Source organism: Bacillus sp. JHAA, from assembly GCF_036961585.1.
GTDB classification, from domain to species: domain Bacteria; phylum Bacillota; class Bacilli; order Bacillales; family Bacillaceae; genus Bacillus; species Bacillus velezensis.
The window spans coordinates 166,904-193,304 of record NZ_JBAMDE010000003.1; the positions used below are offsets into that span (position 1 = coordinate 166,904).

Annotated in this window: 25 protein-coding genes and 1 pseudogene; 19 read left to right on the forward strand and 7 right to left on the reverse strand. The window is 46.3% G+C overall.

Annotation, left to right across the window (positions count from 1 at the left end; all coding sequences use genetic code 11):
- The first annotated feature begins 93 nt into the window (after window positions 1-93).
- Window positions 94-891 carry an inositol-1-monophosphatase gene (gene suhB / locus V7728_RS08230; protein WP_007409670.1) on the forward strand — a complete coding sequence of 266 codons (798 nt, stop codon included), beginning with the start codon at window positions 94-96 and terminating at the stop codon, window positions 889-891.
- A complete protein-coding gene (locus V7728_RS08235; protein ID WP_003154511.1) occupies window positions 878-1,330 on the forward strand; it encodes a GNAT family N-acetyltransferase in 453 nt (150 codons plus the stop codon). Before suhB ends, V7728_RS08235 begins: the two co-directional genes overlap by 14 nt.
- Before the next feature lie 51 nt (window positions 1,331-1,381).
- Here the strand turns inward: V7728_RS08235 and V7728_RS08240 are convergent, their stop codons facing one another.
- Window positions 1,382-2,947: a M4 family metallopeptidase gene (locus tag V7728_RS08240; protein ID WP_025284686.1), complete on the reverse strand. Its 1,566-nt coding sequence runs from the start codon at window positions 2,945-2,947 to the stop codon at window positions 1,382-1,384.
- Between the two features lie 322 nt (window positions 2,948-3,269).
- Here V7728_RS08240 and V7728_RS08245 point away from each other — a divergent pair.
- The 4 genes and pseudogenes from V7728_RS08245 to V7728_RS08260 all read left to right on the forward strand — a co-directional run bounded on the left by V7728_RS08245 (window position 3,270) and on the right by V7728_RS08260 (window position 6,277).
- Window positions 3,270-5,206, forward strand: a pseudogene (locus tag V7728_RS08245) (hypothetical protein).
- A complete protein-coding gene (locus V7728_RS08250) occupies window positions 5,196-5,465 on the forward strand; it encodes a hypothetical protein (protein WP_007611185.1) in 270 nt (89 codons plus the stop codon). Before V7728_RS08245 ends, V7728_RS08250 begins: the two are co-directional and overlap by 11 nt.
- Window positions 5,466-5,987, forward strand: coding sequence for a sigma-70 family RNA polymerase sigma factor (locus V7728_RS08255; protein WP_099566723.1), 522 nt, complete (start codon window positions 5,466-5,468; stop codon window positions 5,985-5,987).
- Window positions 5,984-6,277: an anti-sigma factor family protein gene (locus tag V7728_RS08260; protein WP_099566724.1), complete on the forward strand. Its 294-nt coding sequence runs from the start codon at window positions 5,984-5,986 to the stop codon at window positions 6,275-6,277. Before V7728_RS08255 ends, V7728_RS08260 begins: the two co-directional genes overlap by 4 nt.
- Before the next feature lie 38 nt (window positions 6,278-6,315).
- Here V7728_RS08260 and V7728_RS08265 read toward each other — a convergent pair whose 3' ends face one another.
- Both V7728_RS08265 and V7728_RS08270 read right to left on the reverse strand, forming a co-directional pair.
- Window positions 6,316-6,933: a hypothetical protein gene (locus V7728_RS08265; protein WP_099566725.1), complete on the reverse strand. Its 618-nt coding sequence runs from the start codon at window positions 6,931-6,933 to the stop codon at window positions 6,316-6,318.
- A gap of 309 nt (window positions 6,934-7,242) precedes the next feature.
- Window positions 7,243-7,431, reverse strand: coding sequence for a YlaF family protein (locus tag V7728_RS08270; RefSeq protein ID WP_003154504.1), 189 nt, complete (start codon window positions 7,429-7,431; stop codon window positions 7,243-7,245).
- 111 nt (window positions 7,432-7,542) lie between these two features.
- Here V7728_RS08270 and typA point away from each other — a divergent pair, with 111 nt between their 5' ends.
- Window positions 7,543-9,381, forward strand: coding sequence for a translational GTPase TypA (gene typA / locus V7728_RS08275; RefSeq protein ID WP_015239792.1), 1,839 nt, complete (start codon window positions 7,543-7,545; stop codon window positions 9,379-9,381).
- Between the two features lie 56 nt (window positions 9,382-9,437).
- Complete coding sequence (locus V7728_RS08280) at window positions 9,438-9,758, forward strand: YlaH-like family protein (protein ID WP_015239793.1); 321 nt, start codon at window positions 9,438-9,440, stop codon at window positions 9,756-9,758.
- A gap of 41 nt (window positions 9,759-9,799) precedes the next feature.
- Here the strand turns inward: V7728_RS08280 and V7728_RS08285 are convergent, their stop codons facing one another.
- Window positions 9,800-10,009: a YlaI family protein gene (locus tag V7728_RS08285; RefSeq protein ID WP_007409677.1), complete on the reverse strand. Its 210-nt coding sequence runs from the start codon at window positions 10,007-10,009 to the stop codon at window positions 9,800-9,802.
- A 102-nt stretch (window positions 10,010-10,111) separates the two neighbouring features.
- A complete protein-coding gene (locus tag V7728_RS08290; RefSeq protein WP_012117484.1) occupies window positions 10,112-10,735 on the reverse strand; it encodes a YhcN/YlaJ family sporulation lipoprotein in 624 nt (207 codons plus the stop codon).
- A 154-nt stretch (window positions 10,736-10,889) separates the two neighbouring features.
- Here V7728_RS08290 and V7728_RS08295 point away from each other — a divergent pair, with 154 nt between their 5' ends.
- Window positions 10,890-12,218: a PhoH family protein gene (locus V7728_RS08295; protein WP_015239795.1), complete on the forward strand. Its 1,329-nt coding sequence runs from the start codon at window positions 10,890-10,892 to the stop codon at window positions 12,216-12,218.
- Here the strand turns inward: V7728_RS08295 and V7728_RS08300 are convergent.
- Window positions 12,213-12,689 carry a hypothetical protein gene (locus V7728_RS08300; RefSeq protein WP_025284689.1) on the reverse strand — a complete coding sequence of 159 codons (477 nt, stop codon included), beginning with the start codon at window positions 12,687-12,689 and terminating at the stop codon, window positions 12,213-12,215. The two genes, V7728_RS08295 and V7728_RS08300, sit on opposite strands and share 6 nt — an antisense overlap.
- Window positions 12,690-12,792: 103 nt before the next feature.
- On the opposite strand from V7728_RS08300, the gene glsA reads away from it, so the two are divergent.
- The 4 genes from glsA to pyc all read left to right on the forward strand — a co-directional run bounded on the left by glsA (window position 12,793) and on the right by pyc (window position 19,049).
- Window positions 12,793-13,722 carry a glutaminase A gene (gene glsA / locus V7728_RS08305; protein WP_015239797.1) on the forward strand — a complete coding sequence of 310 codons (930 nt, stop codon included), beginning with the start codon at window positions 12,793-12,795 and terminating at the stop codon, window positions 13,720-13,722.
- A gap of 106 nt (window positions 13,723-13,828) precedes the next feature.
- On the forward strand, window positions 13,829-14,110 hold the full coding sequence (locus V7728_RS08310) for a YlaN family protein (RefSeq protein WP_003154494.1): 282 nt from the start codon (window positions 13,829-13,831) through the stop codon (window positions 14,108-14,110).
- A gap of 205 nt (window positions 14,111-14,315) precedes the next feature.
- Window positions 14,316-15,527, forward strand: coding sequence for an FtsW/RodA/SpoVE family cell cycle protein (locus V7728_RS08315; protein ID WP_015239798.1), 1,212 nt, complete (start codon window positions 14,316-14,318; stop codon window positions 15,525-15,527).
- A 75-nt stretch (window positions 15,528-15,602) separates the two neighbouring features.
- Complete coding sequence (gene pyc / locus V7728_RS08320; RefSeq protein WP_099566726.1) at window positions 15,603-19,049, forward strand: pyruvate carboxylase; 3,447 nt, start codon at window positions 15,603-15,605, stop codon at window positions 19,047-19,049.
- Between the two features lie 96 nt (window positions 19,050-19,145).
- Here pyc and ctaA read toward each other — a convergent pair whose 3' ends face one another.
- Entirely contained in the window at window positions 19,146-20,072 is a 927-nt protein-coding gene (ctaA, locus tag V7728_RS08325; RefSeq protein ID WP_099566727.1) for a heme A synthase CtaA, read from the reverse strand.
- A gap of 343 nt (window positions 20,073-20,415) precedes the next feature.
- Between ctaA and cyoE the strand changes: the two genes are divergently transcribed.
- The 6 genes from cyoE (at window position 20,416) to ctaG (ending at window position 26,388) form a co-directional block, all read left to right on the forward strand.
- Entirely contained in the window at window positions 20,416-21,333 is a 918-nt protein-coding gene (gene cyoE, locus V7728_RS08330; protein WP_003154486.1) for a heme o synthase, read from the forward strand.
- 217 nt (window positions 21,334-21,550) lie between these two features.
- Entirely contained in the window at window positions 21,551-22,621 is a 1,071-nt protein-coding gene (gene coxB / locus V7728_RS08335; RefSeq protein WP_014417699.1) for a cytochrome c oxidase subunit II, read from the forward strand.
- Window positions 22,622-22,652: 31 nt separating this feature from the next.
- Entirely contained in the window at window positions 22,653-24,521 is a 1,869-nt protein-coding gene (gene ctaD / locus V7728_RS08340) for a cytochrome c oxidase subunit I (protein ID WP_007611227.1), read from the forward strand.
- Window positions 24,521-25,144 carry a cytochrome c oxidase subunit III gene (gene ctaE / locus V7728_RS08345; RefSeq protein WP_003154482.1) on the forward strand — a complete coding sequence of 208 codons (624 nt, stop codon included), beginning with the start codon at window positions 24,521-24,523 and terminating at the stop codon, window positions 25,142-25,144. The genes ctaD and ctaE overlap by 1 nt, the downstream gene beginning before the upstream one ends.
- 2 nt (window positions 25,145-25,146) lie before the next feature.
- Window positions 25,147-25,479, forward strand: coding sequence for a cytochrome c oxidase subunit IVB (gene ctaF / locus V7728_RS08350; RefSeq protein ID WP_099566728.1), 333 nt, complete (start codon window positions 25,147-25,149; stop codon window positions 25,477-25,479).
- A 24-nt stretch (window positions 25,480-25,503) separates the two neighbouring features.
- Window positions 25,504-26,388, forward strand: a complete 885-nt coding sequence (ctaG, locus tag V7728_RS08355) for a cytochrome c oxidase assembly factor CtaG (RefSeq protein ID WP_020953993.1) — start codon at window positions 25,504-25,506, stop codon at window positions 26,386-26,388.
- Window positions 26,389-26,401 lie beyond the last annotated feature (13 nt).

The window sequence follows — 26,401 nt, forward strand, 5'->3', positions numbered from 1 at the left end:
CGTGAGAAGGCATTTTTTTCATTTTCCTTGCTTTTTCATCGCCTTTATCAGTATGCTATAGAATAAGCTATACATAGAAAAGAGGTACACGGTATGACAAATTGGACGGAAATTGATGATATCGCAAAACAATGGGTAAAAGAAGCCGGAACGAGAATCAGACAATCCATGCAGGAAAGCTTGACGATTGAAACAAAATCAAATCCGAATGATTTAGTCACAAATATTGATAAAGAGACGGAGCGCTTTTTCATTGACCGTATACAGGGAACTTTTCCCGGACACCGGATTCTCGGAGAAGAAGGGCAGGGGGATAAACTCCGCTCCCTTGACGGAATCGTCTGGATTATTGATCCGATTGACGGAACGATGAATTTTGTCCATCAAAAGCGGCATTTCGCGATCTCCATCGGCATCTTTGAAGACGGAAAAGGCAAAATCGGCTTAATTTATGATGTGATGCAGGACGAACTGTATCACGCATTCAGCGGAAAAGGGGCTTATCTGAACGACACGCCGCTTGCTCCTTTAAAAGAAGCTTCCATTGAAGAAGCCATTATTGCAATCAATGCCACATGGGTGACGGAAAACAGAAGGATTGACCCGAGTATTTTGGCGCCGCTCGTAAAACGGGTCAGAGGAACGCGTTCCTACGGTTCGGCGGCACTTGAGCTGGCCAGTGTTGCGGCCGGCCGCATTGACGCATACATTACGATGAGGCTCGCGCCGTGGGATTACGCTGCCGGCTGCGTGCTGCTGAACGAAGTCGGGGGCATTTACACGACCACAGACGGCGAACCGTTTACGTTTTTAGACAACCACAGCGTGCTTGCGGGCAATCCGGCAATACATAAAATTATCTTTGACGACTATTTACATGCTGACAGGTAGAGATTTTGAAGAAGAAGATCTCGGGTTTCTGGAGCAGCTGGCGGCATCACACCCGGTGTGGAAAAACGAAGAGTTCGGAACAAAAAATGCGGCGGAGTTTATGCTTGCATACTCCATGTACAATGGAACATGGCTCGTATGGGAGATTGACGGCGCTCCTGCCGCCGTCAGTTTTCATTTGGAATGGGCGCCTTCAAACGGAAAACCGTGGCTCGGAACCGTGGCCGTCGCTCCGGAGGCAAAAGAGAAAGGAATCGGACGCGCGGTCATTGAAGAGATTGCGGGCCGGCTGAGAGGGGAGCATAAAGCGATGTTTTCAGCTGTTCCCCTGGACAGGCAGGAATGGGTTTTGTTTTTAAGCCAATGCGGCTTTGAACAGCTTAAGCTTGAAAAAGACGATCGTGAAAAGACATATATGATCATGGTGAAGCCATTGTGAAATGTTTCAGATATAAAAAAGAGACCGGATTTCTCCGGTCTCTTTTCTTGTTTACAAGCCGACCGCATTCCAGGCCGCTTCTACGCTTGCAGCGTCTTGAGAGCCGTAAAGGTCCCGCGCTGATTGAATCAAAGCTGCTTTTGCATCTTTAAAGTTTGATGACGGAGTGAGATATACCGTTAGTGCGCGATAGTAAATCTGCTCCGCTTTTTTCACGCCGATTTTTGTAATCGTGTTGTAAGCGGCTTTGTTCGGAATTCCGCTGTTTGTATGCACGCCGCCGTAGTCGCCGGCATCAGTGTTCGGAAGGTTTTGATAATTTTTGTAATGGTCGGGCTGTCCGTATTTTGTCGGAGTGGATAAACTGCGGAGAGCCGGCTGGCTGACCGTAATATCTTCACCGATATCCCAGTCCTCAGTATCATTGAAGTATCCGAATACATCAGAGAAGGATTCGTTTAAAGCGCCCGGCTGATTTTCATAGTTCAGGTTGGCTGTTTCCTGTGTAACACCGTGTGTCATTTCATGGGCCGTTACGTCCATTGAACCGGAAAGAGGCGAGAAGAATGAGCCGTCACCGTCACCGTAAATCATTTGGTCGCCGATCCAGGCCGCGTTATTGTATTTGCTGCCGTAATGAACGGAAGATACGATTTTGCCGCCTTTATTGTCGTAGCTATTGCGTTTAAACGTCTGATAGAAATAATCGTACACTTTGCCGAGATTGTAATGCGCATCAACGGCAGCGCGCTGAGAAGAAGTTGTGAACTGGTTGGTAGTGCTTGATACGAGTGTGCCCGGCAGGTTATATTGTCGGTTTTGCAGATCGTACGTAATAATTTGCGTTCCGGTAGGTTTAGAAAGATCACGCATTACATATTTGCCGCTTTCAGAAGAAATATTTAATGAGACCGTTTTTCCTTTAAGAGTCGTACCTGTTCCGGTTGCAGCGGCATGCTCCACTTTGTTTTGCTTTTTCAGGACTTTCCCTGTTTCCGCATCAACGGTTACTTCCCAGTTAGCTGGTTCCGGTTCGATGTAGCGGATGGTTACATCATAGGCGAGGCGGTATTTACCGTCTTTTGTGGCCGCTGCTTTCAGCTCGGCTTTGTTTTTGTTTGTAACGTTGCCGTTAGAGACGGCTTCAGGTGATTTGCCGATTGCTTTAAAAGCATGATCCAGCGCCTGATTTGCAGATAATTTTTTGCTGTTTGCCGTTTTGGCAGAAGCATCGTTGTTTAATTCACCGTTAATCGCATAGACATTGTTGGATTTATCGACGTGAATAATGACTTGCGAGTCTTTCACAGGCACACCGTTAACGACAGGCACATAACGGAAGTGCTTGTAGCCGAGATCATCGGTCGTGTGGTCAATCAGCTTCAGTCTCTCAGAAGGGTTGCCTTTGAAGACTTTGCCGTTTTGTTTCAAGTATTGCTTGATTGCTTTGTCACTGACTGAAGGCAACTCAGACTGCACCAAAGAATGCTTCGGCACAAAGTTCGTCAGGTTTTCTTTAAGCTGAGGATTCTCAGCGGCCTGAACACCCGGAAGACTGATAGTTAAACTCATAAAGGAAGCGGCGACAGCAACAGACAATTTCTTACCTAAACCCACAATAAATCCCCCTTTTTGAAAATAATGAAAACTTATATTGTTATAATAAACCAGCATTCTCTCATTCTGCAATATAAAACTAGACTCCGCTGATGAATTGATAGAATCGTCCCGGAAAGGCTTCCGGCGGCCAGCATCGGGGGATAAGCCGAGAGGCACGTGTTGAATCAGACATGAGTCGAATGATGCGATTTATTCTGAAAAAAATGACAAATGAAGTCGGGAAAAATGATAGGGGAAAAATGTTCCGATCTGTAAAACTTTTTTTATAGCCGTTTGTCTAAATGGGTGAGGCCTTAATAAACGAAAAGGATTGTTTCAGATGTCAGAGATTTTCAGTCATTTTATTCAGCATTTCGACAGATATTTCATTTTAAGCAGACAGAGCGTGTTGATCATTCAGTGGTCAGCCGTCTGCCTTGCTGTTTTATACGCGCTGACTTTTCATCCGAAAATCAGCCGTGAGAGAGTTTGGTTTTATTCAGGAATTCTGTCAGGGCCGTATTATTAGCGGGCATAACAGTTGAATTGGTTCATCAGGTGCAGAGTACTTACTTTAGCGCGCACTATTTGATATCGGAAGAAAGAGAGCTTCTTCCGATCGTTCATCTCTTAATGTATGGGTATGTGCTGCTCACCGCGTTTCACTATATGCTCATGACGCGGGAGCAGAGGGGAAAGGGCATGTTTTATACGTTTGATCTCGCTGTGGTGACACTGCCCGTCATTCAGCTGATCTTCAGCTTTTTCACTTTCTGGAATATCAGTCCCGATGCGATGGCGGGGGAGGATATAGTTTCGATGCTATGTTTTATTACGATTGTTTTACTTCTGCTGATTTCTATGAATGTTTTATTCTTTAAAATGTATTGGAAACCGAGACCTGTTTTTATCGGAGTGTTTTATGTTGGAGTCATCGGGCTGTTGGTGTGGGTGCTCGCTGCGCCCTCGGCAGGTGTAACAAAAGATTACGGCAGACTTCTCCCATTTACGGTGTATTTAACGATGGCCGGTTTTCTGATGACCCATCATTTATTTCATCGGTCAGACAGGATCAGACAGCGGAAGAAAAGCTTTCTTGCGGGAGCAACGGCCGCTGGTTTTATTGTCTTTTTGAATCCGGTATACAATGCGGGAGATGCCGCTTTTGCGGTTTCAAAGCCAATGGCTGAAGATACTGTTGAGGATGTTGGTGGACATATCACTTCAGACCAAGCGGAACGGATCCTTACATCATTTTTTCCGGCAGAGAATCCGATTTATTTAACAGAAACCAATCAGGATCTCCATTACTTTTACCGTTTTAAAACGAAAGATTATGAAGCGGAAGTGGACGAGGTTTCCCGATTGATTACAAATTACCAATATCTTAAAAAACCGGAAGGCCGCACTTTAACAGAAGAGGAATACCGGAAAAAGTCGCTGGATTTCTTGTCGGCACACGGCCGAAAAATAAAAACACAAGGCATTCAGACAACAGTGAGAAAAGAAAACGGACAGTTTGTCGTGGAGATTGCGCCGAAAACACAAGGGACGAAACACGAAGATTCGGGCACAGTATTTTACTGGGAAAAAGACACCATTATGGGTTTTTCAGAAGACCCGTCTATTTATCAGCTTGAGTCACTGCCGCAGGTGCATATGACGGAAAAAGACATAGTGAAAGCATCAAAAGCCGCCTTTCGTACGCTTCAAATGCCTGATCAGACATTTGAAATCACAAATACAGATATAAACAGCCTGATCGGCAGCAGTTTGACCGTAACTGCGAATAACGGAACGGAGCTGATATTTGATGCAGTATCCGGACGTCTTATGAAAATCAGAGTCTCACCTGACAGCACCGTTTTAACAAAAACAGAACTTCAGAAGAAGCTTTTTTCATTGCTGGACGCGGATACTTCAAAGCTTAGACAAATTGATAAATCGGAAGGCAATCTCGTTTTTGAAAACTCTGAAGGCACATTCGTTTATACGCTCCGGAATGAAGAAGGCATGAAAGAGGCCTCATTCTACGGACAGGTAAGTGCCAAAACATTCCCGCATACATACAGAGACGGACAAACAGCCTTCAACAAAGTGGCGGCAGCTTATAACGGCACCATTTACAAAAAGCGGGTGAAGCCTGTCATAGCGGTGAAAGACGGCGTAACATATAAAGCATGGCTCGTCATTATTCAGCCGTTCGGTTCAAACCGTCATGACGCATATGTAGTGAACGCGGATACTTACGAGGCGGTGAACCTTTATGAACAATAAAGAAAAAAAGGCTGTCTTCTTCGATTTATACGACCTATATAAGGAGGGGGAACTTGAAGGCGGCACGCTCCAGTGGATGAAAGAACATGAGCATTTATTCGGAGCTGAGGCGGAAAACAGAAAAGGGCAGTATGAACATGGTTTGAATGCGCCGTCCGGCGATATCCGCCAGATTAAATACATGAAATGCCTGACGTATGGATTGTACGGATTCTTCATTGTGCTCTCAATCTGGATGACAGTGTGGTTTTATTTTTAAATGAAAAACAAGATGTCAATTGAACAGCTGTATCGTGAACATTATCAAGATATTATGTATTACCTTTACAGACGCACACATCATGCTGAGACCGCTAAAGACCTCGCTCAGGATACATTTATGAAAGCATTTAACGGGCTTGATTCGTTTAAGGGCCATTCGTCTATCAGAACGTGGCTCTATGCAATTGCGCATCATACCTTCATCAATTGGTACAGACGTGATAGAAAATATCAATTTTCAGATATCACCCTGAATGAAGGGCTTCAGCAAACAACATATGAACTGCCGGAGCATTACGTCGCCCGGACAGACACTCAGAATGCGCTGACCGGGCAGATTCAGCGTCTGAAAAGCGATCAGCAGACCGTTTTAATTTTAAGGGAATTTCAAGAGCTGTCTTACGAAGAGATTGCTGATGTTTTGGACTGGAGTCTTTCGAAGGTGAAGAGCACCCTGTACAAGGCGAGAATGCAGCTGAAACAGCACTTGGCGGAAAAAAGGAAGGACGGACAGATATGACTTGCTGTTTAGTGAGAGATTTACTCCCTTTATATATTGAAGGCGATTGTGAAACAGAAACGGAGCGGTTTATTTTCCGCCATCTTGAATCATGCGGTAAGTGCGGGAGTTTATATCATATGATGAAGGAGCCGCTTGACCTCGGCAGCCCTGAGATGAAGGCGCCAGCCTGTTATGCAGAAGAAGAAAGGCGGTTTAAGGAACGGTATTACGGGAAACTGCTGATAAAAGCAGCCTGTATGTTCGGCGCTGTTTTCTTTATCATGCTGATCCTTAAACTGCTGATTTAAAAAAACGCCCGGCTGAATGACCGGGCGTTTTAATCCGTTTACTCAGCCGGATGAAAGGCTGTATAAATGCCTTCAAGCAATTCCTGGGGCAGTGAATTAAAGAATCCGGCACACAGCTTTGCTTCTTTTTTTCCTGCTCCTGCTTTTTCAGCAAGTTCCTGATCAAATGTATACACACCGTCTTCTTCAATCAGCGCAGATTGAAGGATATGAAGACTTTGGGAAAAAGCGGTGAACAGCTGATCAACGATAAGGGCCTCTTTTTCCGTAAAGCCGAGCTCCACCGCTTTTTCTTTATTAAATGTATATTCGCCGTCCGTTTTCTCAATACATTGGGAAAGTACGGTTAAAAATTCGGTTGAACTGTCCCACAGCTTTTGAATGATCTGGGCTTGTTCTTGATCTAATCCCAATTCAACCGCTTTTTCGCCGTCAAAATAATAGATACCGTCTTTTTCGTAAATCGATTGGCTGATGATGTCAATGAGTTTTGCCGCGTCTTCCGGTGTTTTCTCTGCGGAAGCCTGCAGGACATGCGGTTCATTTGCCTGAATCGTTTTTGCGCCGGCAGAATCAAGCGGACTGAATGCAAGCAAGGCGGCTGAGACGGTTGCGGCGGCAGTTACAGCGGTTTTCTTCAAAAAAGGTGTTTTCATTTCGTTCTCTCCTTGTCATGTGTATTTGCTTACAGCCACAAGTATAAAAAGACAATGATGGAATTGAAATAGGAGGTATGGTATTTTCTGCATAACGATGCCGGACTATTTCAGACTGCATATTCTGAGGGAATCTGCTGATGTAACTAGAATGGGAGCTGTCATTTCCGGCTTCCTGACTAGGCGGCGGGGGAGATAAGCCTTACATCTCAGCCTGTTTTGAGGATGTAAAAAAGCCTGAATCTTTGATTCAGGCTTCATTAGATATTTTCTTTCCATGTTTACGGAATTTTGCAAAGGGTCATGCTTTTAATCAAGCAGTCCCTGTTCGCGCATTTTTTTCTTTACGGTGAAACCGCTTCCCATCATGGCGATAACGAGAACAATGCTTCCGATGATGCCCCATGCGCTTTTCTCAGCGATTGATACGCCGATCAGCATCATGCTGAAGACTGCTGCGAATGCAAATAATAATAAGAGCCAATTCAATTTTTTCATATTTCCATCCCCTTTAACGTCATACTTTCAGTTTACAGAAAAACGTAACGCTTTTAAAGAGGATGTGTGGTATAATATGAAAGTTATCTAATTTTTTTAGGAGATGAAAATGTGAAACTTCGAAACGATCTTCGCAACATCGCGATTATTGCCCACGTTGACCATGGGAAAACGACTTTGGTAGACCAATTGCTTCACCAAGCCGGAACATTCCGTGCCAACGAAAATATTGCCGAACGCGCAATGGATTCAAACGATCTTGAACGTGAACGCGGTATTACAATTCTTGCGAAAAATACTGCGATTAACTATAAAGATACACGCATTAATATTTTGGACACTCCGGGACACGCCGACTTCGGCGGAGAGGTAGAACGGATTATGAAAATGGTTGACGGTGTTCTGTTAGTCGTTGACGCATATGAAGGCTGCATGCCGCAAACCCGTTTCGTACTGAAAAAAGCTCTTGAGCAGAACTTAAATCCGGTTGTCGTCGTAAACAAAATCGACCGTGATTTCGCCCGCCCGGAAGAAGTCATTGATGAAGTGCTTGATTTGTTCATCGAGCTTGACGCAAACGAACAACAGCTTGAGTTCCCTGTCGTCTACGCTTCTGCGATTAACGGAACGGCAAGTCTGGATCCGAAAAAGCAGGACGAAAATATGGAATCACTGTATGAAACGATTCTTGAACATGTCCCTGCCCCGGCAGATAACGCCGAAGAGCCTCTTCAATTCCAAGTGGCGCTGCTTGATTACAATGATTATGTCGGCCGTATCGGTATCGGACGCGTTTTCCGCGGCACGATGAAAGTGGGTCAGCAGGTTTCATTGATGAAACTTGACGGAACGGTAAAATCATTCCGCGTAACGAAAATCTTCGGTTTCCAAGGATTGAAACGCGTGGAAATTGAAGAAGCGAGAGCGGGAGACCTCGTTGCCGTTTCGGGCATGGAAGACATCAACGTCGGTGAAACGGTTTGTCCGGCTGACCACCATGAGCCGCTGCCGGTTCTGCGCATTGATGAGCCTACGCTCCAAATGACATTTGTCGTAAACAACAGCCCGTTTGCAGGCCGTGAAGGCAAATATGTCACAGCCCGCAAAATTGAAGAGCGTCTGAACGCGCAGCTTCAAACAGACGTCAGTCTTCGTGTCGAACCGACTGCATCACCTGACGCATGGGTTGTTTCAGGACGCGGTGAGCTTCACCTGTCCATTTTAATTGAAAACATGCGCCGTGAAGGCTATGAGCTTCAAGTGTCTAAACCTGAAGTTATCATTAAGGAAATCGACGGCGTAAGCTGCGAGCCTGTTGAGCGCGTGCAGATTGACGTGCCTGAAGAGCATACCGGTTCTGTTATGGAATCAATGGGTGCGAGAAAAGGCGAAATGCTTGATATGATTAATAACGGAAACGGCCAGGTCCGCCTGATCTTTACCGTACCTTCACGCGGACTCATCGGCTATTCTACTGAGTTTCTGTCACTGACACGCGGTTTCGGTATCCTGAACCACACGTTTGACAGCTATCAGCCGATGCAAAAAGGCCAAGTCGGAGGCCGACGTCAGGGTGTGCTCGTTTCCATGGAAAACGGAAAAGCGACATCTTACGGAATTCAAGGTATTGAAGACCGCGGCGTCATCTTCGTTGAGCCCGGAACAGAAGTATATGAAGGCATGATTGTCGGCGAACATAACCGTGACAATGACCTTGTCGTCAATGTCAGCAAAATGAAACAGCAGACAAACGTCCGTTCCGCTACGAAGGATCAAACGACTACGATTAAGAAAGCGCGCATTATGTCGCTGGAAGAATCACTCGAGTACTTAAACGAAGATGAATACTGTGAAGTAACGCCGGAATCCATCCGTTTAAGAAAGAAAATCCTGAATAAAAACGAACGTGAAAAAGCGGCGAAAAAGAAAAAAACAGCAGGAATGTCTTAATCACTTGCAGAATTTGAAAAGGTAGAACCCGAACGGAAAAGGGGAGGGGGATCCTTTTGAATGAAGTAAGTGAACGGCTGTCGTTCTTTGCGGCTCTTTACCAAGTGGATGAGCATCCGCTGACGGGAATGTGGCTGTTATACGGAACGATCGTCGTGCTTTCGGTGATTGTATTTAAACTTGGCTTTGCCAAACGGCTGCCGGTGTTGAAGGCTGCGGCAGTTTATCTCTTTCTCGTGCTCGGCTGCACCGTACTGACTTTTTTCGGTGTGTTTCTGCCGGTCGGAGAAGGGCTTGTTGTCGCCGCCTTGATTTTGATCATTTACAAAATCCGTCTGCACCAGTCCAAAAAAAGCCAGTCAGCTAAACCGCAATAAAAAAATGACCTTGCCTTCCGGCGGGTCATTTTTTATTCGGTTTATTTTTTCAGTTTATCTTTTTTCGCTTTTTGTCCGGGATGAAAGGAAAAGTGTCCGGTATTCAGCCGCGCCTCCGTTTTGACTTTGATTCGGTCATGGCATTCCCGGCACATATATGTATGAATCGGACGATTGCGGAGGCGTTTGGCTGTCAGTGTTTCATCATCAATTTGTTCGATTTTGTCGCAAATGGAACATTTTACTCTCATTGATTTTTCACCTCTTTCACTATGACAAGCATTATAACATGGATGCCCCTCCTGCCAAAGGGAAAGAAAGCAGCGCCCTTCCTTTGGAGCGGGCGCTGCTTTTTACCGGCGGTTTTTCATATGATGATCCGATTGATCGTTCTGTTCGTTTTGCAGCTTGTTCTGGTCTCTTTGGTTCAGCTGATCATCATTCGATTGAGTCGGTGATTCTTTTTCATTGTCGGTCACATCATTCGGGACTTCCGGCATGACACGGCCGACGATGGCGGCAAGTTCGTCCAAAATGCCTGAAACGGGGCGGCCGGCCTTAATGTCGCTGCCCATGCCTCTCAGACGGGAAACCGTATCAGGATCAGCCACGACAACGGCATTGGCGCCGTAAGGATCGTTTTTTAACGCCTGGGCAACCGTGTATTTAATGCTCTCCACTTTGCTTCTTTCTAAATTGTCATCCACATCGATACCGACAACGGAGTATCTTCCGAGTACAACCGCGGTGGCATCTGAAATGCCGGGGATTTTTTCGGTTACCTCGACGAGATGCTTAGCGATGTCTGTCCGGCCGGGATTTTCAGCTGTCTCAGGAGCCGTATTTTTCACATGGATCGGTTTTGCATCGCGCTGATCGGCTGATTCGTTCTGAATATTGCGGCCGCGGCCGTCCTGTACAGCAGTGCAGCCGGTAAGGATAAACAAGGCTTGTATGATAATGAAAAGAATTCGCACGTCAGATTTCCTCCTTGAATGCTTTCATTTATTTTATTGTTGAATTAACCTTCTATCTTTATTCACCAAATCATATATTTTAGCAGGCATCCCCGTTATTCGCGGAAAGAGAAGCACACGATGGGCTTTGATCCTTATTTCAGGAGGCTGAGACTTGAGTAAAATTTATGTGTTAGATACGAATGTACTTTTGCAGGATCCTAACGCCATTTTTTCCTTTGAAGAAAACGAAGTTGTCATCCCCGCCGTCGTGCTGGAAGAGGTCGATTCAAAAAAGCGGTATATGGACGAGGTCGGGAGGAATGCGAGGCACGTATCTAAGCTGATAGACGGGCTCAGGGAGAAAGGAAGGCTGCACGAGAAAGTTCCGCTTGAAAGCGGAGGAACGCTCAGAATTGAACTGAACCACCGGTCATTTCACCAGCTCCAAGAAATTTTTATCGAAAAAACGAATGATAACCGCATTTTGGCGGTGGCAAAAAATTTAAGCCTTGAGGAGGAGACGAAAGAAAACGGCCGCCTCGTCATCCTGGTCAGCAAAGATGTGCTTGTCAGGGTAAAGGCGGATGCCATCGGGCTTTTGGCGGAGGACTTTTTAAACGACAGAGTCGTTGACCATGATGAAATATATAGCGGGTACAAAGATATATTTATGAATAAAGAGCGGTTTGCCTCGTTTTATAGAGACAAACAAATTTCAGTCAAGGAGCTTCAGCAGCATCAGGTTTATCCGAATCAATTTGTGCTGATGAAAGATGAATTAGGAGGATCTTCGTCTGCGGTCGGCATGACAGATAAGAAAGGCGAGACCGTAAAAAGACTCGTTTTCGATGATGAGCACGTATGGGGTATCAGGCCGAAGAACGTCCAGCAGACAATGGCGCTTGAACTCCTGCTGAGGGAAGATATCCCGCTTGTCACCCTGATCGGAAAAGCGGGAACGGGAAAAACCTTGCTTGCTCTCGCGGCAGGGCTTCTGCAGACGGAGGATCTCGGTATTTATAAAAAACTGATCGTCGCGCGTCCCATCGTCCCGGTGGGAAAGGATATCGGATATTTGCCGGGCGAAAAAGAGGAAAAGCTCAAGCCGTGGATGCAGCCGATCTTTGATAATCTTGAATTTTTATTCAATGCGAAAAAGCCGGGTGAACTTGAAGCGATTTTGGCAGGAATCGGATCGATTCAGGTGGAGGCGCTGACATACATTCGGGGGAGAAGCATTCCGGATCAGTTTATTATTATTGATGAGGCTCAGAATTTGACGAGGCACGAGGTCAAAACGCTTTTGACTCGGGTGGGAGAGGGCAGCAAAATTGTCCTGATGGGCGATCCGGAGCAAATAGATCACCCATACTTAGACAGTTTAAACAACGGACTTGCTTATGTTGTAGAACGGTTTAAAGAACAAACCGTCTCCGGCAGCGTGAAGCTTGTGAAAGGTGAGAGATCCGGCCTTGCACAGCTCGCCGCCGATTTGTTATAAAACTTCGATTTCTGTGACGCCCGTTATCGGGTTTTCAAAGTCTCCGTCCACGTAAAAATGGACCGGGCCGCCGTCTTGAAGGGGTTTCCCCGCATCGCTGAAATGCGCGATTGCGTCCATCGCCTTTTCGAGCGGCACTTCGGTTCTTTCTGATTTTGAAATAAATGCGCACAGGACAGCGCTTTCTTTCGGCTCGGCATTTGCTAAAACAGCGCCGAGCTTCATGGCGAAGCTGCCGTTCATCAGTCTTTCTTTTTCATAACGTTTTTCGCTTTTTAAAGTCGGCGGCGAAATGCGCCCTTCTCTGATCACCCGTTCCGGATCAAGCGTATGCTCCTGGGTTTCTGCAGAGCCGTCCGGATGAACAGGCTGATTTTTTTCAAACGGAAACTTACGGTCATCGAAAATCCAGACACTCGGATCAATTGTAATCGGGTATGTAACATTGCCTTTTACTTGAATAACGCTCATGGTGAAGCCCCCCTTTACTTAAAGTATAAAAGTTTTCGCATGAATTGTCACTTTGCGTCGCAAATTAGATGTATACAACGGCAGCGAAGTGAGGATGATCGACATGGTATGCCGGCATTACCAAGAGCTGGACGCATTAGTTCAAGAAGCGAAAAAAAGGACCGAAGAAGGCAAAGTGGCAGACTATATTCCGGCTCTGGCTGAATCTGAACAAGACAGCCTTTCGGTCACAATTTATCATGCGGAAAATACATGTCTGACGGCAGGAGACGCCGACCGGACATTTACGCTGCAGAGCATTTCGAAAGTGCTTTCTCTGGCGCTCGTACTGATGGATTACGGAAAGGAAAAGGTGTTCAGCTGCGTGGGTCAGGAGCCGACCGGCGACCCGTTTAATTCCATGATTAAGCTTGAAACAGTGAATCCGGGCAAGCCTTTAAATCCGATGATTAATGCGGGAGCTCTCATCGTTACGGGTTTCATTAAAGGGCATTCGCCGAAAGACCGCCTGGATTACCTGCTCGGATTCATCAGAAGACTTGCGAATAATCAGGACATTACATATTGCAGACATGTCGCGGAATCGGAATTCAGTTCATCCATGATTAATCGGGCCATGTGTTATTACATGAAGCAGTATGACATTTTTAAAGGCGATGTTGAAGAGGTCATGGATTTGTATACAAAACAGTGCGCGATTAAGATGAGCAGTCTGGATTTAGCCAAAATCGGCTGTGTATTCGCCCTTGACGGCAAGCATCCGGAAACCGGGGAGCAGGTCATTAAAAAAGATGTGGCGAGAATCTGCAAGACGTTTATGGTGACATGCGGCATGTACAATGCGAGCGGGGAATTCGCGATTAAGGTCGGCATTCCCGCTAAAAGCGGCGTTTCGGGAGGGATCATGGGCATTTCGCCGTACAACTTCGGAATCGGTATATTCGGCCCGGCGCTTGATGAAAAAGGCAACAGCATCGCGGGTGTGAAGCTTTTGGAAATCATGTCTGAGAAATACAGGCTGAGTATTTTTTGAAACATTTTTATCATAACATCTGCTTAAATCCTCTTGCAATTTCATCTGATACCCTTTATGATAAATAGAAGAATTAGGTACTCGCCTGGGGAACGGAGGGATACTTTTGGCTTCAGAGATTATAGTTGACCATCAGCAGAAAGCATTCGAGCTGTTGAAGTTAGATGCTGAGAAGATTTTGAAGCTGATCCGAGTACAAATGGATAACTTAACGATGCCTCAATGTCCTCTGTATGAAGAGGTCTTGGATACTCAGATGTTCGGACTGTCGAGGGAAATCGATTTTGCTGTCCGCCTGGGATTAGTTGACGAAAACGACGGCAAAGAGCTGCTGGACAGACTTGAAAGAGAACTGTCTGCTTTGCATGACGCGTTTACAGGAAAATAAATGATCAAACTCAAACTATTTAACGGTTTGGGTTTTTTTATAACCGTAAACCGTTTTTTTTGCATCTTCTTTTCGTAAGACGGTCTCTTAATCTGCATTTCATCCGAAAAACTATAAAGAAACTGCGTAAAATGTTTATGAATTATAGTAAAATATAATACGCAATAGGTATTAAACGTAAGCTTTAAGCAGGAAAGAGGATGTTATGTTTAAAAGAATGTTAAAATCTTACGATTATTCATTGATATGCGCTATCATTCTGCTGTGCTGTTTCGGATTGGTAATGGTATACAGCTCAAGCATGATTACCGCCGTTATGCGTTACGGCGTGAGCAGCGACTATTTCTTTAAACGGCAGCTGTTCGCCGTCATCGCGGGGTTTGTGCTGTTTATCATCGCGGCCGTTTTTCCGTACAAAGTGTTCGCCCATCAAAAGATTCAGAAATTCATACTGCTTGCGTCAGTGGCTGCGCTTTGCGCGCTGTTTGTTTTCGGACATGTTGCCGGAAACGCGCAAAGCTGGTTTAAAATCGGCGGAATGGCCATTCAGCCGGGGGAATTTGTCAAGCTGACCCTGATACTGTACCTTGCCGCGGTATACGCAAAGAAACAAAGCTACATCGATCAGCTTTTGACGGGGGTTGCTCCGCCGGTGATCGTCACCGTAGTCATTTGTGCGCTTATCGCCATTCAGCCCGACTTCGGAACGGCGATGATTATCGGTCTGATCGCGTTTTGCGTCATTATGTGTTCGGGATTCAGCGGAAGGACCCTGCTCAGGCTGGTGCTCATGGCGGGAATCGTATTGCTCCTTGTCAGCCCGATCATCTATCTGAAATGGGACGATATTTTGACACCCGGGCGTATGAGCCGGTTTGAAAGCCTTGAAAATCCATTTAAATACGCCAGCACATCAGGCCTGCAGATTATAAATTCGTATTATGCGATCGGCTCAGGCGGTTTTTTCGGTCTCGGTCTTGGAGAAGGCATTCAAAAATACGGTTATCTGCCTGAATCGCATACAGACTTTATTATGGCGGTTATTTCAGAGGAGCTCGGCATTTTCGGCGTCCTGTTTGTCATTGTGCTGCTGGCTTTTGTCGTGTTAAAAGGTTTTTATATTGCGAGAAAATGTGAAGATCCGTTCGGGAGCCTTTTGGCAATCGGGATATCCAGCATGATTGCGATTCAGACCTTTATCAATCTCGGCGGTGTCAGCGGCTTAATTCCGATTACAGGTGTTCCGCTGCCGTTTATCAGCTACGGGGGCTCATCAATGTTGTTGTTATTAATGAGCGCCGGTATATTGGTGAATGTCAGCATGCATGTCAAGTACTCAGAAAAGAAGAAAAAGAGGGAGCCCGTTCCGTCTAAGGGGGTAAAAAGACGGCAGACGGAAAAATCTGTGTATCTCTAAAAAACAAGTGTATACACAGGACGGATATTCCTTTATTATAAACTACATATTTATTAGGCCAAGGGGGAGAAAAGTTTGTCACAACAATCCATCCAAAAAGTGTTAGTAGCAAACAGGGGAGAAATTGCGATTCGGATTTTCCGGGCGTGCACAGAATTGAACATCAGAACGGTAGCCGTTTATTCAAAAGAAGATTCGGGCTCCTATCATCGCTATAAAGCGGATGAAGCTTATCTTGTGGGAGAAGGCAAAAAACCGATTGATGCGTATCTTGATATTGAAGGGATTATTGAGATCGCAAAAAGAAACGGCGTAGATGCCATTCATCCGGGCTACGGATTTCTCTCTGAAAATATCCAATTTGCGAGACGCTGTGAAGAAGAGGGCATCGTATTTATCGGACCGACGTCAGCGCATTTGGATATGTTCGGAGATAAGGTAAAGGCGAGGGAGCAGGCAGAAAAAGCCGGCATCCCCGTTATTCCGGGGAGTGACGGACCGGCTGAAACATTAAAAGATGTCGAACAATTCGCAAAAGTCCACGGATTTCCGTTTATTATTAAAGCATCGCTCGGAGGCGGAGGCCGCGGAATGAGAATCGTCCGAAACGAAAGCGAATTGAAAGAATCGTTTGAGCGGGCCAAATCAGAAGCGAAAGCCGCATTCGGAAACGATGAAGTGTATGTTGAAAAACTGATCGAAAATCCTAAGCATATTGAAGTTCAGGTGATCGGAGATAAAGAAGGCAATGTCGTCCATCTGTATGAGCGGGACTGTTCCGTTCAGAGACGCCATCAAAAGGTCATTGAGGTGGCGCCTAGTGTATCTTTGCAGCCTGAATTAAGGGACGAAATCTGTGAAGCGGCTGTGGCGCTTGCGAAAAATGTCGGCTATATCAACGCAGGGACCGTGGAGTTTCTCGTAGCGGGCGGTGAATTTTACTTTATTGAAGTGAACCCGCGCGTGCAAGTGGAGCATACGATTACGGAAATGATAACGGGGGTTGATATCGTTCAGACGCAAATCCTCGTGGCGCAGGGCCACGGACTGCACAGCCGTGCCGTCAATATCCCTGAGCAGAAAGACATTTTTACAAACGGGTATGCGATACAATCACGTGTGACCACTGAAGATCCGCTGAATGACTTTATGCCTGACACGGGTAAAATTATGGCTTACCGCTCAGGCGGCGGCTTCGGCGTCCGCCTTGATACGGGAAACAGCTTCCAGGGCGCCGTCATCACGCCTTATTATGATTCACTGCTTGTCAAGCTGTCGACATGGGCGCTGACGTTTGAACAGGCATCAGCGAAAATGGTCCGCAACCTGCAGGAATTCAGGATCAGGGGCATTAAGACCAATATTCCGTTTCTTGAAAACGTGGCAAAGCATGAAAAATTCCTGACGGGCCAATATGACACATCGTTTATCGACACAACGCCTGAGCTGTTTGTTTTCCCAAAACAGAAGGACCGCGGAACAAAAATGCTTTCCTATATCGGCAATGTCACGGTGAACGGTTTTCCGGGAATCGGGAAAAAAGAAAAACCTGCATTTGATAAGCCTCAGACCGTTACGTTAGGTATCGAAGAAAAGCCGGCAAGCGGTACGAAACAGATCCTTGAGGAAAGAGGCGCCGAGGGGCTTGCAGACTGGGTGAAAGAGCAAAAATCCGTGCTCCTGACCGATACAACGTTCAGGGATGCCCATCAGTCCCTGCTTGCAACCCGGATCAGATCCAATGATTTGAAAAAAATCGCGAATCCTACGGCTGCCCTGTGGCCTGAACTGTTCAGCCTTGAAATGTGGGGAGGCGCGACATTTGATGTAGCGTACCGTTTCTTAAAAGAAGACCCTTGGAAACGCCTTGAAGATCTCCGCAAGGAAGTGCCGAACACATTGTTCCAGATGCTGCTTCGTTCATCAAATGCCGTCGGTTATACAAACTATCCGGACAATGTCATCCAAAAATTTGTCCGGCAGTCAGCGGAGTCAGGTATTGACGTATTCCGGATCTTTGACAGCCTGAACTGGGTAAAAGGGATGACGCTGGCCATCGATGCCGTCCGTGAAACCGGAAAAGTGGCGGAGGCTGCGATTTGTTACACGGGAGATATTCTTGATAAGACCCGGACGAAATATGATTTGCAATATTATCTTTCTATGGCGAAAGAGCTTGAGGCGTCTGGTGCGCACATTCTCGGCATTAAAGACATGGCCGGTCTTTTGAAACCTCAAGCCGCATACGAACTTATCTCAGCGCTGAAGGAAACGATTGATATTCCCGTTCATCTTCACACGCATGATACGAGCGGCAATGGCGTCTTTCTCTATGCCAAAGCTGTTGAAGCGGGTGTGGACATCGTGGATGTCGCCGTCAGCTCAATGGCGGGTCTGACTTCACAGCCGAGCGCAAGCGGATTTTATCATGCCCTTGAAGGAAACAGCCGCCGTCCTGAAATGGATGTCCGGCAGGTGGAAAGACTGTCGCAATACTGGGAATCCGTCCGTCAATATTACAGTGAATTTGAAAGCGGGATGAAGTCTCCGCATACTGAGATTTATAATCATGAAATGCCGGGCGGCCAGTACAGCAATCTGCAGCAGCAGGCAAAAGGAGTCGGCCTGGGTGATCGCTGGAATGAGGTGAAAGACATGTACAGCGTCGTCAACCGCATGTTCGGCGACGTCGTGAAAGTAACACCTTCTTCCAAAGTCGTCGGAGACATGGCGCTTTACATGGTGCAAAACAATTTAACAGAACAAGATGTTTATGATAAAGGCGAAACGCTTGATTTTCCGGATTCAGTCGTTGAGCTCTTTAAAGGGCAGATCGGCCAGCCGCACGGCGGATTTCCGGAAAAACTGCAAAAGCTCGTTCTGAAAGGACAGACGCCGATCACGGTAAGACCGGGTGAGCTGCTTGAACCGGTATCTTTTGAAGGTATTAAAGAAGAATGGAAAGAAACGCATCAGATGGAATTGAGTGATCAGGACGCAATCGCGTATGCTCTTTATCCGAAGGTGTTTACTGAATATGTTAAAACGGCGGAACGCTTCGGTGATATTTCCGTATTGGACACACCGACTTTCTTCTACGGCATGACACTCGGTGAAGAAATCGAAGTGGAAATTGAGCGCGGAAAAACGCTGATCGTGAAGCTTGTATCTATCGGTGAACCGCAGCCAGATGCGACACGTGTCGTTTATTTCGAATTGAACGGCCAGCCGCGCGAGGTGGTCATTAAAGATGAAAGCATTAAATCGTCCGTACAGGAAAAATTAAAAGCAGATCGGACAAACCCGAGCCACATTGCGGCATCCATGCCGGGAACCGTCATTAAATTGTTAACGGAAACCGGGGCAAAGGTGAATAAAGGCGATCATCTGATGATTAATGAAGCGATGAAAATGGAGACGACGGTACAGGCGCCGTTCTCCGGGACGATACAGCAGATTCATGTGAAAAACGGTGAACCGATTCAGACAGGCGATTTACTGATCGAAATTGAAAAAGCGTAAAAAATGAACCTAAAAAAACCTGATCCGCCCCCGTGTGCGATCAGGTTTTTTATGTGTAAAGGCCGAAGCTCTAATGCTTCGGCCTTTTCATGTGCCTCAGATGTTCCGCTGTTTTGATTCATAGCGGAAGCGGGCGATTAATAATAAGAAATAGCATAAGACGCCGAACAGGCCGGCAATAAAGAGCGAATGGGCAAGTGCAAAGCCGGTGGCCATTTCTGAATAAACAACCATGATTCCGGAGAGCGCCTGTAATACAACAAAGGCAAGAGCCGCTATCCAGCCCCCAAGAATCTGTTTTTGGTCTTTGTAAGAGCGCACCGCATGTGCAAAAGCGACAAGAATCCATACGAACAGAAGCAGCGCTGCCGTTCTGTGGCCCATCTGCACCCATTCCTGAAAATGGGACGGAAGCCCGTGATTCAGCCTGCTGCAAAGCGGAACGTCAGGGCAGGCAAGGCTTGATTTCGTATGGCGTACATAAGCCCCCGTATAAACGACGATATACGTGTAAATCGAAAGGCCGATCATATGAAACTGCATTCTTCTGCCGATTCTGAGCGGCTTGACGAGCTTTTTGTCTGATTTATCAGCTTCGAATATGAGCAGCGTCAAAATCAGAACAGAAGCGAAAGAAATCAGCGATATGCCGAAATGAAGCGCCATAACGAGCGCATTTGATCCGAAAACAACCGCTAATGCGCCGAGAAGCGCCTGTAAAAATAAAAAGATAATGGACATAATGGCGAGAAAGGTTGTTTCACGGAAAACAGGCGTGACTTTTCTCCATGCCCAAAAAGCGAGACTCAGCACGAGAACGATTGAGACACCGCTTGCGAGTCTGTGGCTCCATTCAATGATAGAAGCGGCGTTAAGCTCCGGGAAAAACCGGCCGTGGCAAAGCGGCCACTGCCTTCCGCATCCGAGACCCGATCCTGTCTTTGTGACAAGAGCGCCGCCGATCAGCACGACGAGCATAACGAATGTCGTCAGCACGCCGAGCGCTTTCAAAGCTTTATTCATTTTACATTCACCTTCTTAACAAACTGGACAAAATGATATACGTACCAAGTGTAAGCGAATATGTGTTTTGTGGCAATTCTCAATTCTGTTTGTTCACAAAAATATAATAGAATCAGGACTTCTTAGATAATGGGGTTGATTATTCCAGATGGGTCTGATAGAAATAAAGTAACCGCTTTATTATGAAACCGGCGGATTTGGTAAAATTCATAAAAAGTTCACAAATAAATTCCTGTTTCTCGTTTAATATTTAAGAGGATGTTTTTTTACAGGTCATTATCTTGTATGATAGAGTTGCAGGTCTTAAAAAACCTGCTTTAGGTTTGTAAGGGAGGTTTACGTTATGGCTAATTCCAGAATTTTAAACGATACAGCTATAGACGGACAGATTGAAGAGACGACGGCATGGAAGGATTTCCTTTCGCTTATCAAAATAGGAATCGTCAATTCGAATTTAATTACGACTTTTACCGGCATGTGGCTTGCGTTACATATATCCGGTCTGAGTTTTTTAGGCAATTTAAACACCGTGCTTCTTACATTAATAGGATCTTCTTTGATCATCGCCGGTTCTTGTGCGGTTAACAACTATTACGACCGTGATATTGATCATTTAATGGAACGCACGAAAGTAAGACCGACGGTAACCGGAAAGATTCAGCCGAATCAAGCGCTGTGGTCAGGAATTTTACTCATTGCTTTAGGACTTATCATGCTTTTGATGACCACCGTGATGGCAGCAGTCATCGGTTTTATCGGCGTGTTTACGTACGTTGTTCTTTATACAATGTGGACGAAACGCCGTTATACGATTAATACGGTTGTCGGAAGCGTATCAGGCGCCGTGCCGCCGTTAATCGGCTGGACAGCGGTTGAAGGGCACATCGGTGTTGTCGCGTGGGTTTTATTCATGATTTTATTCATCTGGCAGATTCCGCACTTTTTAGCGCTTGCGATTAAAAAGACGGAAGATTACCGAGCTGCGAATATTCCGATGCTTCCGGTAGTGCACGGCTTTGAAGTGACGAAAAGACAGATTATCGTCTGGGTCGCATGCCTGCTGCCGCTTCCGTTTTTCCTCGGCAGTCTCGGTCTTCCGATCGTCATTCTCGGCACTTTGCTGAATGTCGGATGGCTTGTTCTCGGACTGATGGGATTCCGCATGAAAAACATCATGAAGTGGGCAACTCTTATGTTTGTCTATTCGCTTAATTACATGACCATTTATTTTGTAGCGATGGTGGTCTTTACGCTGTTTTAATTGAATAATGAGCTTGTTTGATCGCCAAAACAAACAATGACAACTAGTAAACGCCGCCTTGACCTTTTGTTTAATCAGGCGGCTTTGCTTTTATACATAGATGGAATTTTAAGTAAAAAATCTCATATTTTAAGAAATGAGGAAAAGAAGTATTTCGGCTGGAAGCAGATTTACTGCTTGTGCATCTCGTACTGATTCAAAAAAGGGGTTGGGTGAAATGTTAAAGCGTTGGCGTCTTTTATCATTATTAGCCTTAGTGCCGCTTTTATTGAGCGGCTGTGGAAAACCGTTTCTGTCCACACTCAAGCCTGCCGGCGAAGTGGCTGATAAACAATATGATCTGACGGTGCTCAGCACACTTATCATGGTTGTCGTCGTTGCGGTCGTAGCAGTTATTTTCTTTTACGTCATTGTGAGATTCAGACGGTCGCGTGTAGGGGAAGACACGATACCGAAACAGGTGGAGGGGAACCGTTTTTTAGAAATCACCTGGACCGTTATTCCGATCCTGCTTCTGATTATTCTTGTCATTCCGGTTGTCATCGATACATTGGCGCTGGCGGATACGTCGCCGATGGATAAGAAAAACCGTAAAGCAGAGGATGCGCTCGTGATTAATGTAAGGGCGAATTTATACTGGTGGGAATTCGAGTATCCTGATTACGGGTTTGTGACAAGTCAGGAGCTGATCGTTCCCACAGATGAACGCGTCTATTTCAAGCTGAAGTCCTCAGATGTGAAACACTCTTTCTGGATTCCGTCAGCCGGGGGAAAAATCGATACGAATACGGATAATGACAATACTTTCTTTCTGACCTTCGATTCTAAACGCAGCAAAGAAGCGGGAGAATATTTCTTCGGGAAATGCGCAGAGCTGTGCGGACCTTCACATGCGCTGATGGATTTCAAAGTGAAACCGCTGCCGTCAAAAGAATTTAAACAATGGACGAAAGCGATGAAAAATTATAAGCATACAACAGACTCCGGTTTAGCCGCGCAAGGAGAAGAGCTGTTTAAGGAAAAAAACTGCCTGAGCTGTCATGCGGTTGAGCCCAATGATAAACGGGCTGAAGCGGCAAGAACGGCTCCGAACCTCGCTACCTTCGGTGAACGGGTCAAAGTGGCCGGCATTAAGGATGCGAATAAAGAGAATATAAAAGCCTGGCTGAAAAATCCGGACAGCATTAAACCGGGCAATAAAATGACAGGCACTTATCCGAAGCTCTCGGACGCTGAAACGGATGCGCTGTATGAATATTTAAAAGGGCTGAAAGCGGAGAACAAGTGAGGACAGGGAGATATCAGGGGGGAGGTCGTAAATGATGAATACGCTTACAGGACAGCAAAGAAAAAGCTCTTTGCTTTGGGATTATTTGACGACGGTTGACCATAAGAAAATCGCGATTTTATATATGATCGCCGGGGGATTTTTCTTCGTCGTCGGCGGACTTGAGGCCATGCTTATCAGGATTCAGCTCTTGAGGCCGGGGAACGATTTTATGGGTGCGCAGCAGTTTAATGAAATTATGACGATGCACGGCACGACAATGATCTTCCTGGCGGCGATGCCGCTGTTATTCGGGCTGATGAACGCGGTTGTGCCCCTTCAGATCGGGGCGCGTGACGTATCGTTCCCATTTCTGAATGCGCTCGGATTTTGGCTGTTTTTCTTCGGAGGCATCTTTTTGAATCTGAGCTGGTTTTTAGGAGGCGCTCCTGATGCAGGCTGGACGTCGTACGCGTCGCTTGCGCTGAATTCGAAAGGGCACGGCATAGACTTTTTCGTGCTCGGCCTGCAAATATCAGGCTTAGGTACGCTGATTGCGGGGATCAACTTTCTCGCCACGATTATTAATATGAGGGCGCCGGGTTTGACGTATATGAGACTGCCGCTGTTTACGTGGACGACATTTGTGGCGTCGGCACTCATTTTATTCGCATTTCCTCCGCTCACCGTCGGTTTGGCGCTGATGATGCTGGATCGTTTGTTCGGAACGAATTTCTTTAATCCTGAATTGGGCGGCAATACGATAATCTGGGAGCATCTGTTTTGGATTTTCGGGCATCCGGAAGTATACATTTTAATTCTTCCCGCCTTTGGGATTTTTTCAGAAATCATTCCCGTATTTGCGAGGAAACGTCTGTTCGGTTATTCATCTATGGTCTTTGCGATCGTGCTGATCGGCTTTCTCGGGTTCATGGTTTGGGTTCACCATATGTTTACGACGGGACTCGGACCGATCGCTAATGCGATATTTGCGGTTGCGACGATGGCGATCGCGGTGCCTACCGGCATTAAAATTTTCAACTGGCTTTTGACCATCTGGGGAGGAAACGTCAAATTCACTACGCCTATGCTGTATGCCGTCGCCTTTATTCCTTCTTTCGTACTCGGAGGAGTCACGGGTGTCATGCTGGCGGCCGCAGCGGCAGATTATCAGTTCCACGATACGTATTTTGTCGTAGCGCATTTCCACTATGTCATTATCGGCGGCGTTGTGTTCGGCATCCTGGCGGGGGTGCATTTCTGGTGGCCGAAAATGTTCGGGAAGGTGCTTCATGAAACGATGGGGAAAATTTCGTTCGTCTTATTTTTTATCGGGTTTCATCTTACCTTCTTCATTCAGCATTTCCTCGGTTTGATGGGAATGCCGCGGCGAGTTTACACATATCTGCCCGGCCAGGGGCTTGATACCGGCAACCTGATCAGTTCAATCGGCGCGTTTTTCATGGCGGGCGCGGCTGCTTTACTCGTCGTCAATATTATTTATACCTCAATAAAGGGGAAATACGTCGGGAACGACCCGTGGCTGGACGGTCGTACGCTTGAATGGGCGGTCTCTTCACCGCCGCCGGAATATAATTTTAAACAGCTTCCGTTTGTCCGGGGACTTGACCCGCTGTGGATTGAAAAGCAGGCCGGAAATGAAGGGATGGCGCCTGCAGAGCCTGTAGAGGACATTCATATGCCGAACGGATCCATCATGCCGTTTATCATATCTTTCGGTCTGTTTGTCGCAGCGTTCGGGTTTTTATACCACTCCGATTATTCATGGGGGCTTCCGGTTATCTTCATAGGGCTCGGCATCACATTCTTTACCATGCTGCTTCGCTCTGTGGTTGATGATTACGGCTATCATATTCACAAAGAAGATCTGCCGAATGATGATAAAGGGGTGAAGGCGTAATGCAGCTGCAGGAAAAAATGACGGCTGAAACCTTTCCGGCTTCTCCTGAAAAAGCAACGCTGGAGGGGAAAAATAAGTTTTTGGGATTTTGGCTGTTTCTCGGCGGGGAAACGGTTCTGTTCGCCTCGCTATTTGCAACATTCCTTGCTTTACGGGAATCTAAAGCCGGAGGGCCGTCAACGGCTGAGATGTTTGAGCTGCCGATCGTATTTATCGCGACGATGCTTCTTTTAACGAGCAGCTTAACGAGTGTGTATGCGATGTATCATATGAAAAATTTCTCCTTTAAAAAAATGCAGGTGTGGCTTTTGGTTACCGTTTTATTGGGAGCAGGATTTTTAGGGGTAGAAATCTATGAATTTATGCATTACACTCACGAATTCGGCTTTACCATTACAAGCTCTGCGCTCGGCTCAGCGTTTTACACGCTCGTCGGCACACACGGAGCACACGTGGCGTTCGGGCTGTTATGGATCAGCGCGCTGATGATCCGAAATGCGAAAAGAGGGCTCAGCCTTTATAATGCGCCGAAATATTATGTGGCCAGCTTATATTGGCATTTTATCGATGTCGTGTGGGTCTTTATCTTTACCGTTGTATATTTGATGGGGATGGTGGGATAACGATGGACGATAACAAAAACAGAGTGACTGTCAGTACGGATCTCGAATATCGGAAAAAGAAAAATGCCGAGGAGATGAAATATCAGGTCATATCCTTCGGCTTGATGATCGGTCTTACGCTTGTCGCGTTTTTGACGGTGGCTGCAGACGGCATTGCCGGATGGTTTACGATGCCGTTTCTGATCCTGCTTGCGGTCATCCAGGTCATCTTTCAGCTGTTTTACTTTATGCATATGAGCCAGAAGGGGCATGAAGCGCCGTCATTATTTCTGTATTCGGGAATATTTGTCGCGTTTATCACCGTGCTTGCATTTGTCACGATTATTTGGTGGTAATCGGGACGGCGGGGAGTGAGAGATTTGATTAATTTGGAAATGTTCGGGTTTCGCGCAATGTGGAGCCCGTATCTGTTTTGTATAACTGCCGTGATAACAGGTGTTTACTTTTACTGGTGCAGCCGGCATAAAGGACGTGTGTCCGCTAAGGAGAAGGTGCTGTTTGTGCTTTCCGCGCTATTTTTTTACGCGGCTGCGGGAAGTCCGGTTGATTTATTGGGCCATGTGATGTTCAGCGCCCATATGACGCAGATGGCGGTTCTGTTTTTAGTCGTACCGCCGCTGTTGATTTCCGGAATTCCCGGCTGGGCATGGAAAAAACTGATCTTCCGTCCTGTCGTAAAGCCGCTGTTTTCGTTCTTTTCAATGCCGCTTATCGCATTAGTGCTGTTTAACGGTATTTTTTCACTGTATCACATCCCGTTTATATTTGATTTCGTCAAAACGGATTCGCTGTATCACACGCTGATGAACGGACTCATCTTTGTAACGGCGTTTTTTATGTGGTGGCCGCTTGTGCATAAGGTGGACGGTCTGCCCCGTCTCAGCGGTTTAATGAAGCTGGGGTACATTATGGCAGACGGGATTTTGTTAACGCCGGCCTGCGCGCTCATTATGTTCAGCGGGGCGCCCATGTATGCCACGTATACAGATCCGGCGGCTTGGGCCGAAGCAATGAAGCTTTGCGTTCCTTTAGATTTGCTGGAGGAGATCCCTTTATCCGGGCCGGAGATGTTTAACACGCTTCCTCCTCTGGAAGATCAGCAGCTTGGGGCAGTACTGATGAAAATCATTCAAGAGGCGGTCTACGGAACATATTTGGCTGTCATCTTTTTTCAGTGGGTCAGAACGGAACGGGAAAAAGATACGCTGTCAGAGCCGCCGTATATCGAGCATACCGTCTCATGAAAAAAAGTACAGC

Coding starts and splice junctions, on each gene's coding strand:
- ctaF (WP_099566728.1), top strand. CDS start 25,147: ATGGACGATAACAAAAACAGAGTGACTGTCAGTACGGATCTCGAATAT.
- V7728_RS08270 (WP_003154504.1), bottom strand. CDS start 7,431: ATGAAAAAATTGAATTGGCTCTTATTATTATTTGCATTCGCAGCAGTC.
- V7728_RS08300 (WP_025284689.1), bottom strand. CDS start 12,689: ATGAGCGTTATTCAAGTAAAAGGCAATGTTACATACCCGATTACAATT.
- suhB (WP_007409670.1), top strand. CDS start 94: ATGACAAATTGGACGGAAATTGATGATATCGCAAAACAATGGGTAAAA.
- V7728_RS08315 (WP_015239798.1), top strand. CDS start 14,316: ATGTTTAAAAGAATGTTAAAATCTTACGATTATTCATTGATATGCGCT.
- ctaD (WP_007611227.1), top strand. CDS start 22,653: ATGATGAATACGCTTACAGGACAGCAAAGAAAAAGCTCTTTGCTTTGG.
- V7728_RS08250 (WP_007611185.1), top strand. CDS start 5,196: ATGAACAATAAAGAAAAAAAGGCTGTCTTCTTCGATTTATACGACCTA.
- V7728_RS08265 (WP_099566725.1), bottom strand. CDS start 6,933: ATGAAAACACCTTTTTTGAAGAAAACCGCTGTAACTGCCGCCGCAACC.
- ctaA (WP_099566727.1), bottom strand. CDS start 20,072: ATGAATAAAGCTTTGAAAGCGCTCGGCGTGCTGACGACATTCGTTATG.
- cyoE (WP_003154486.1), top strand. CDS start 20,416: ATGGCTAATTCCAGAATTTTAAACGATACAGCTATAGACGGACAGATT.
- V7728_RS08260 (WP_099566724.1), top strand. CDS start 5,984: ATGACTTGCTGTTTAGTGAGAGATTTACTCCCTTTATATATTGAAGGC.
- V7728_RS08285 (WP_007409677.1), bottom strand. CDS start 10,009: ATGAGAGTAAAATGTTCCATTTGCGACAAAATCGAACAAATTGATGAT.
- V7728_RS08255 (WP_099566723.1), top strand. CDS start 5,466: ATGAAAAACAAGATGTCAATTGAACAGCTGTATCGTGAACATTATCAA.
- ctaE (WP_003154482.1), top strand. CDS start 24,521: ATGCAGCTGCAGGAAAAAATGACGGCTGAAACCTTTCCGGCTTCTCCT.
- glsA (WP_015239797.1), top strand. CDS start 12,793: ATGGTATGCCGGCATTACCAAGAGCTGGACGCATTAGTTCAAGAAGCG.
- coxB (WP_014417699.1), top strand. CDS start 21,551: ATGTTAAAGCGTTGGCGTCTTTTATCATTATTAGCCTTAGTGCCGCTT.
- V7728_RS08235 (WP_003154511.1), top strand. CDS start 878: ATGCTGACAGGTAGAGATTTTGAAGAAGAAGATCTCGGGTTTCTGGAG.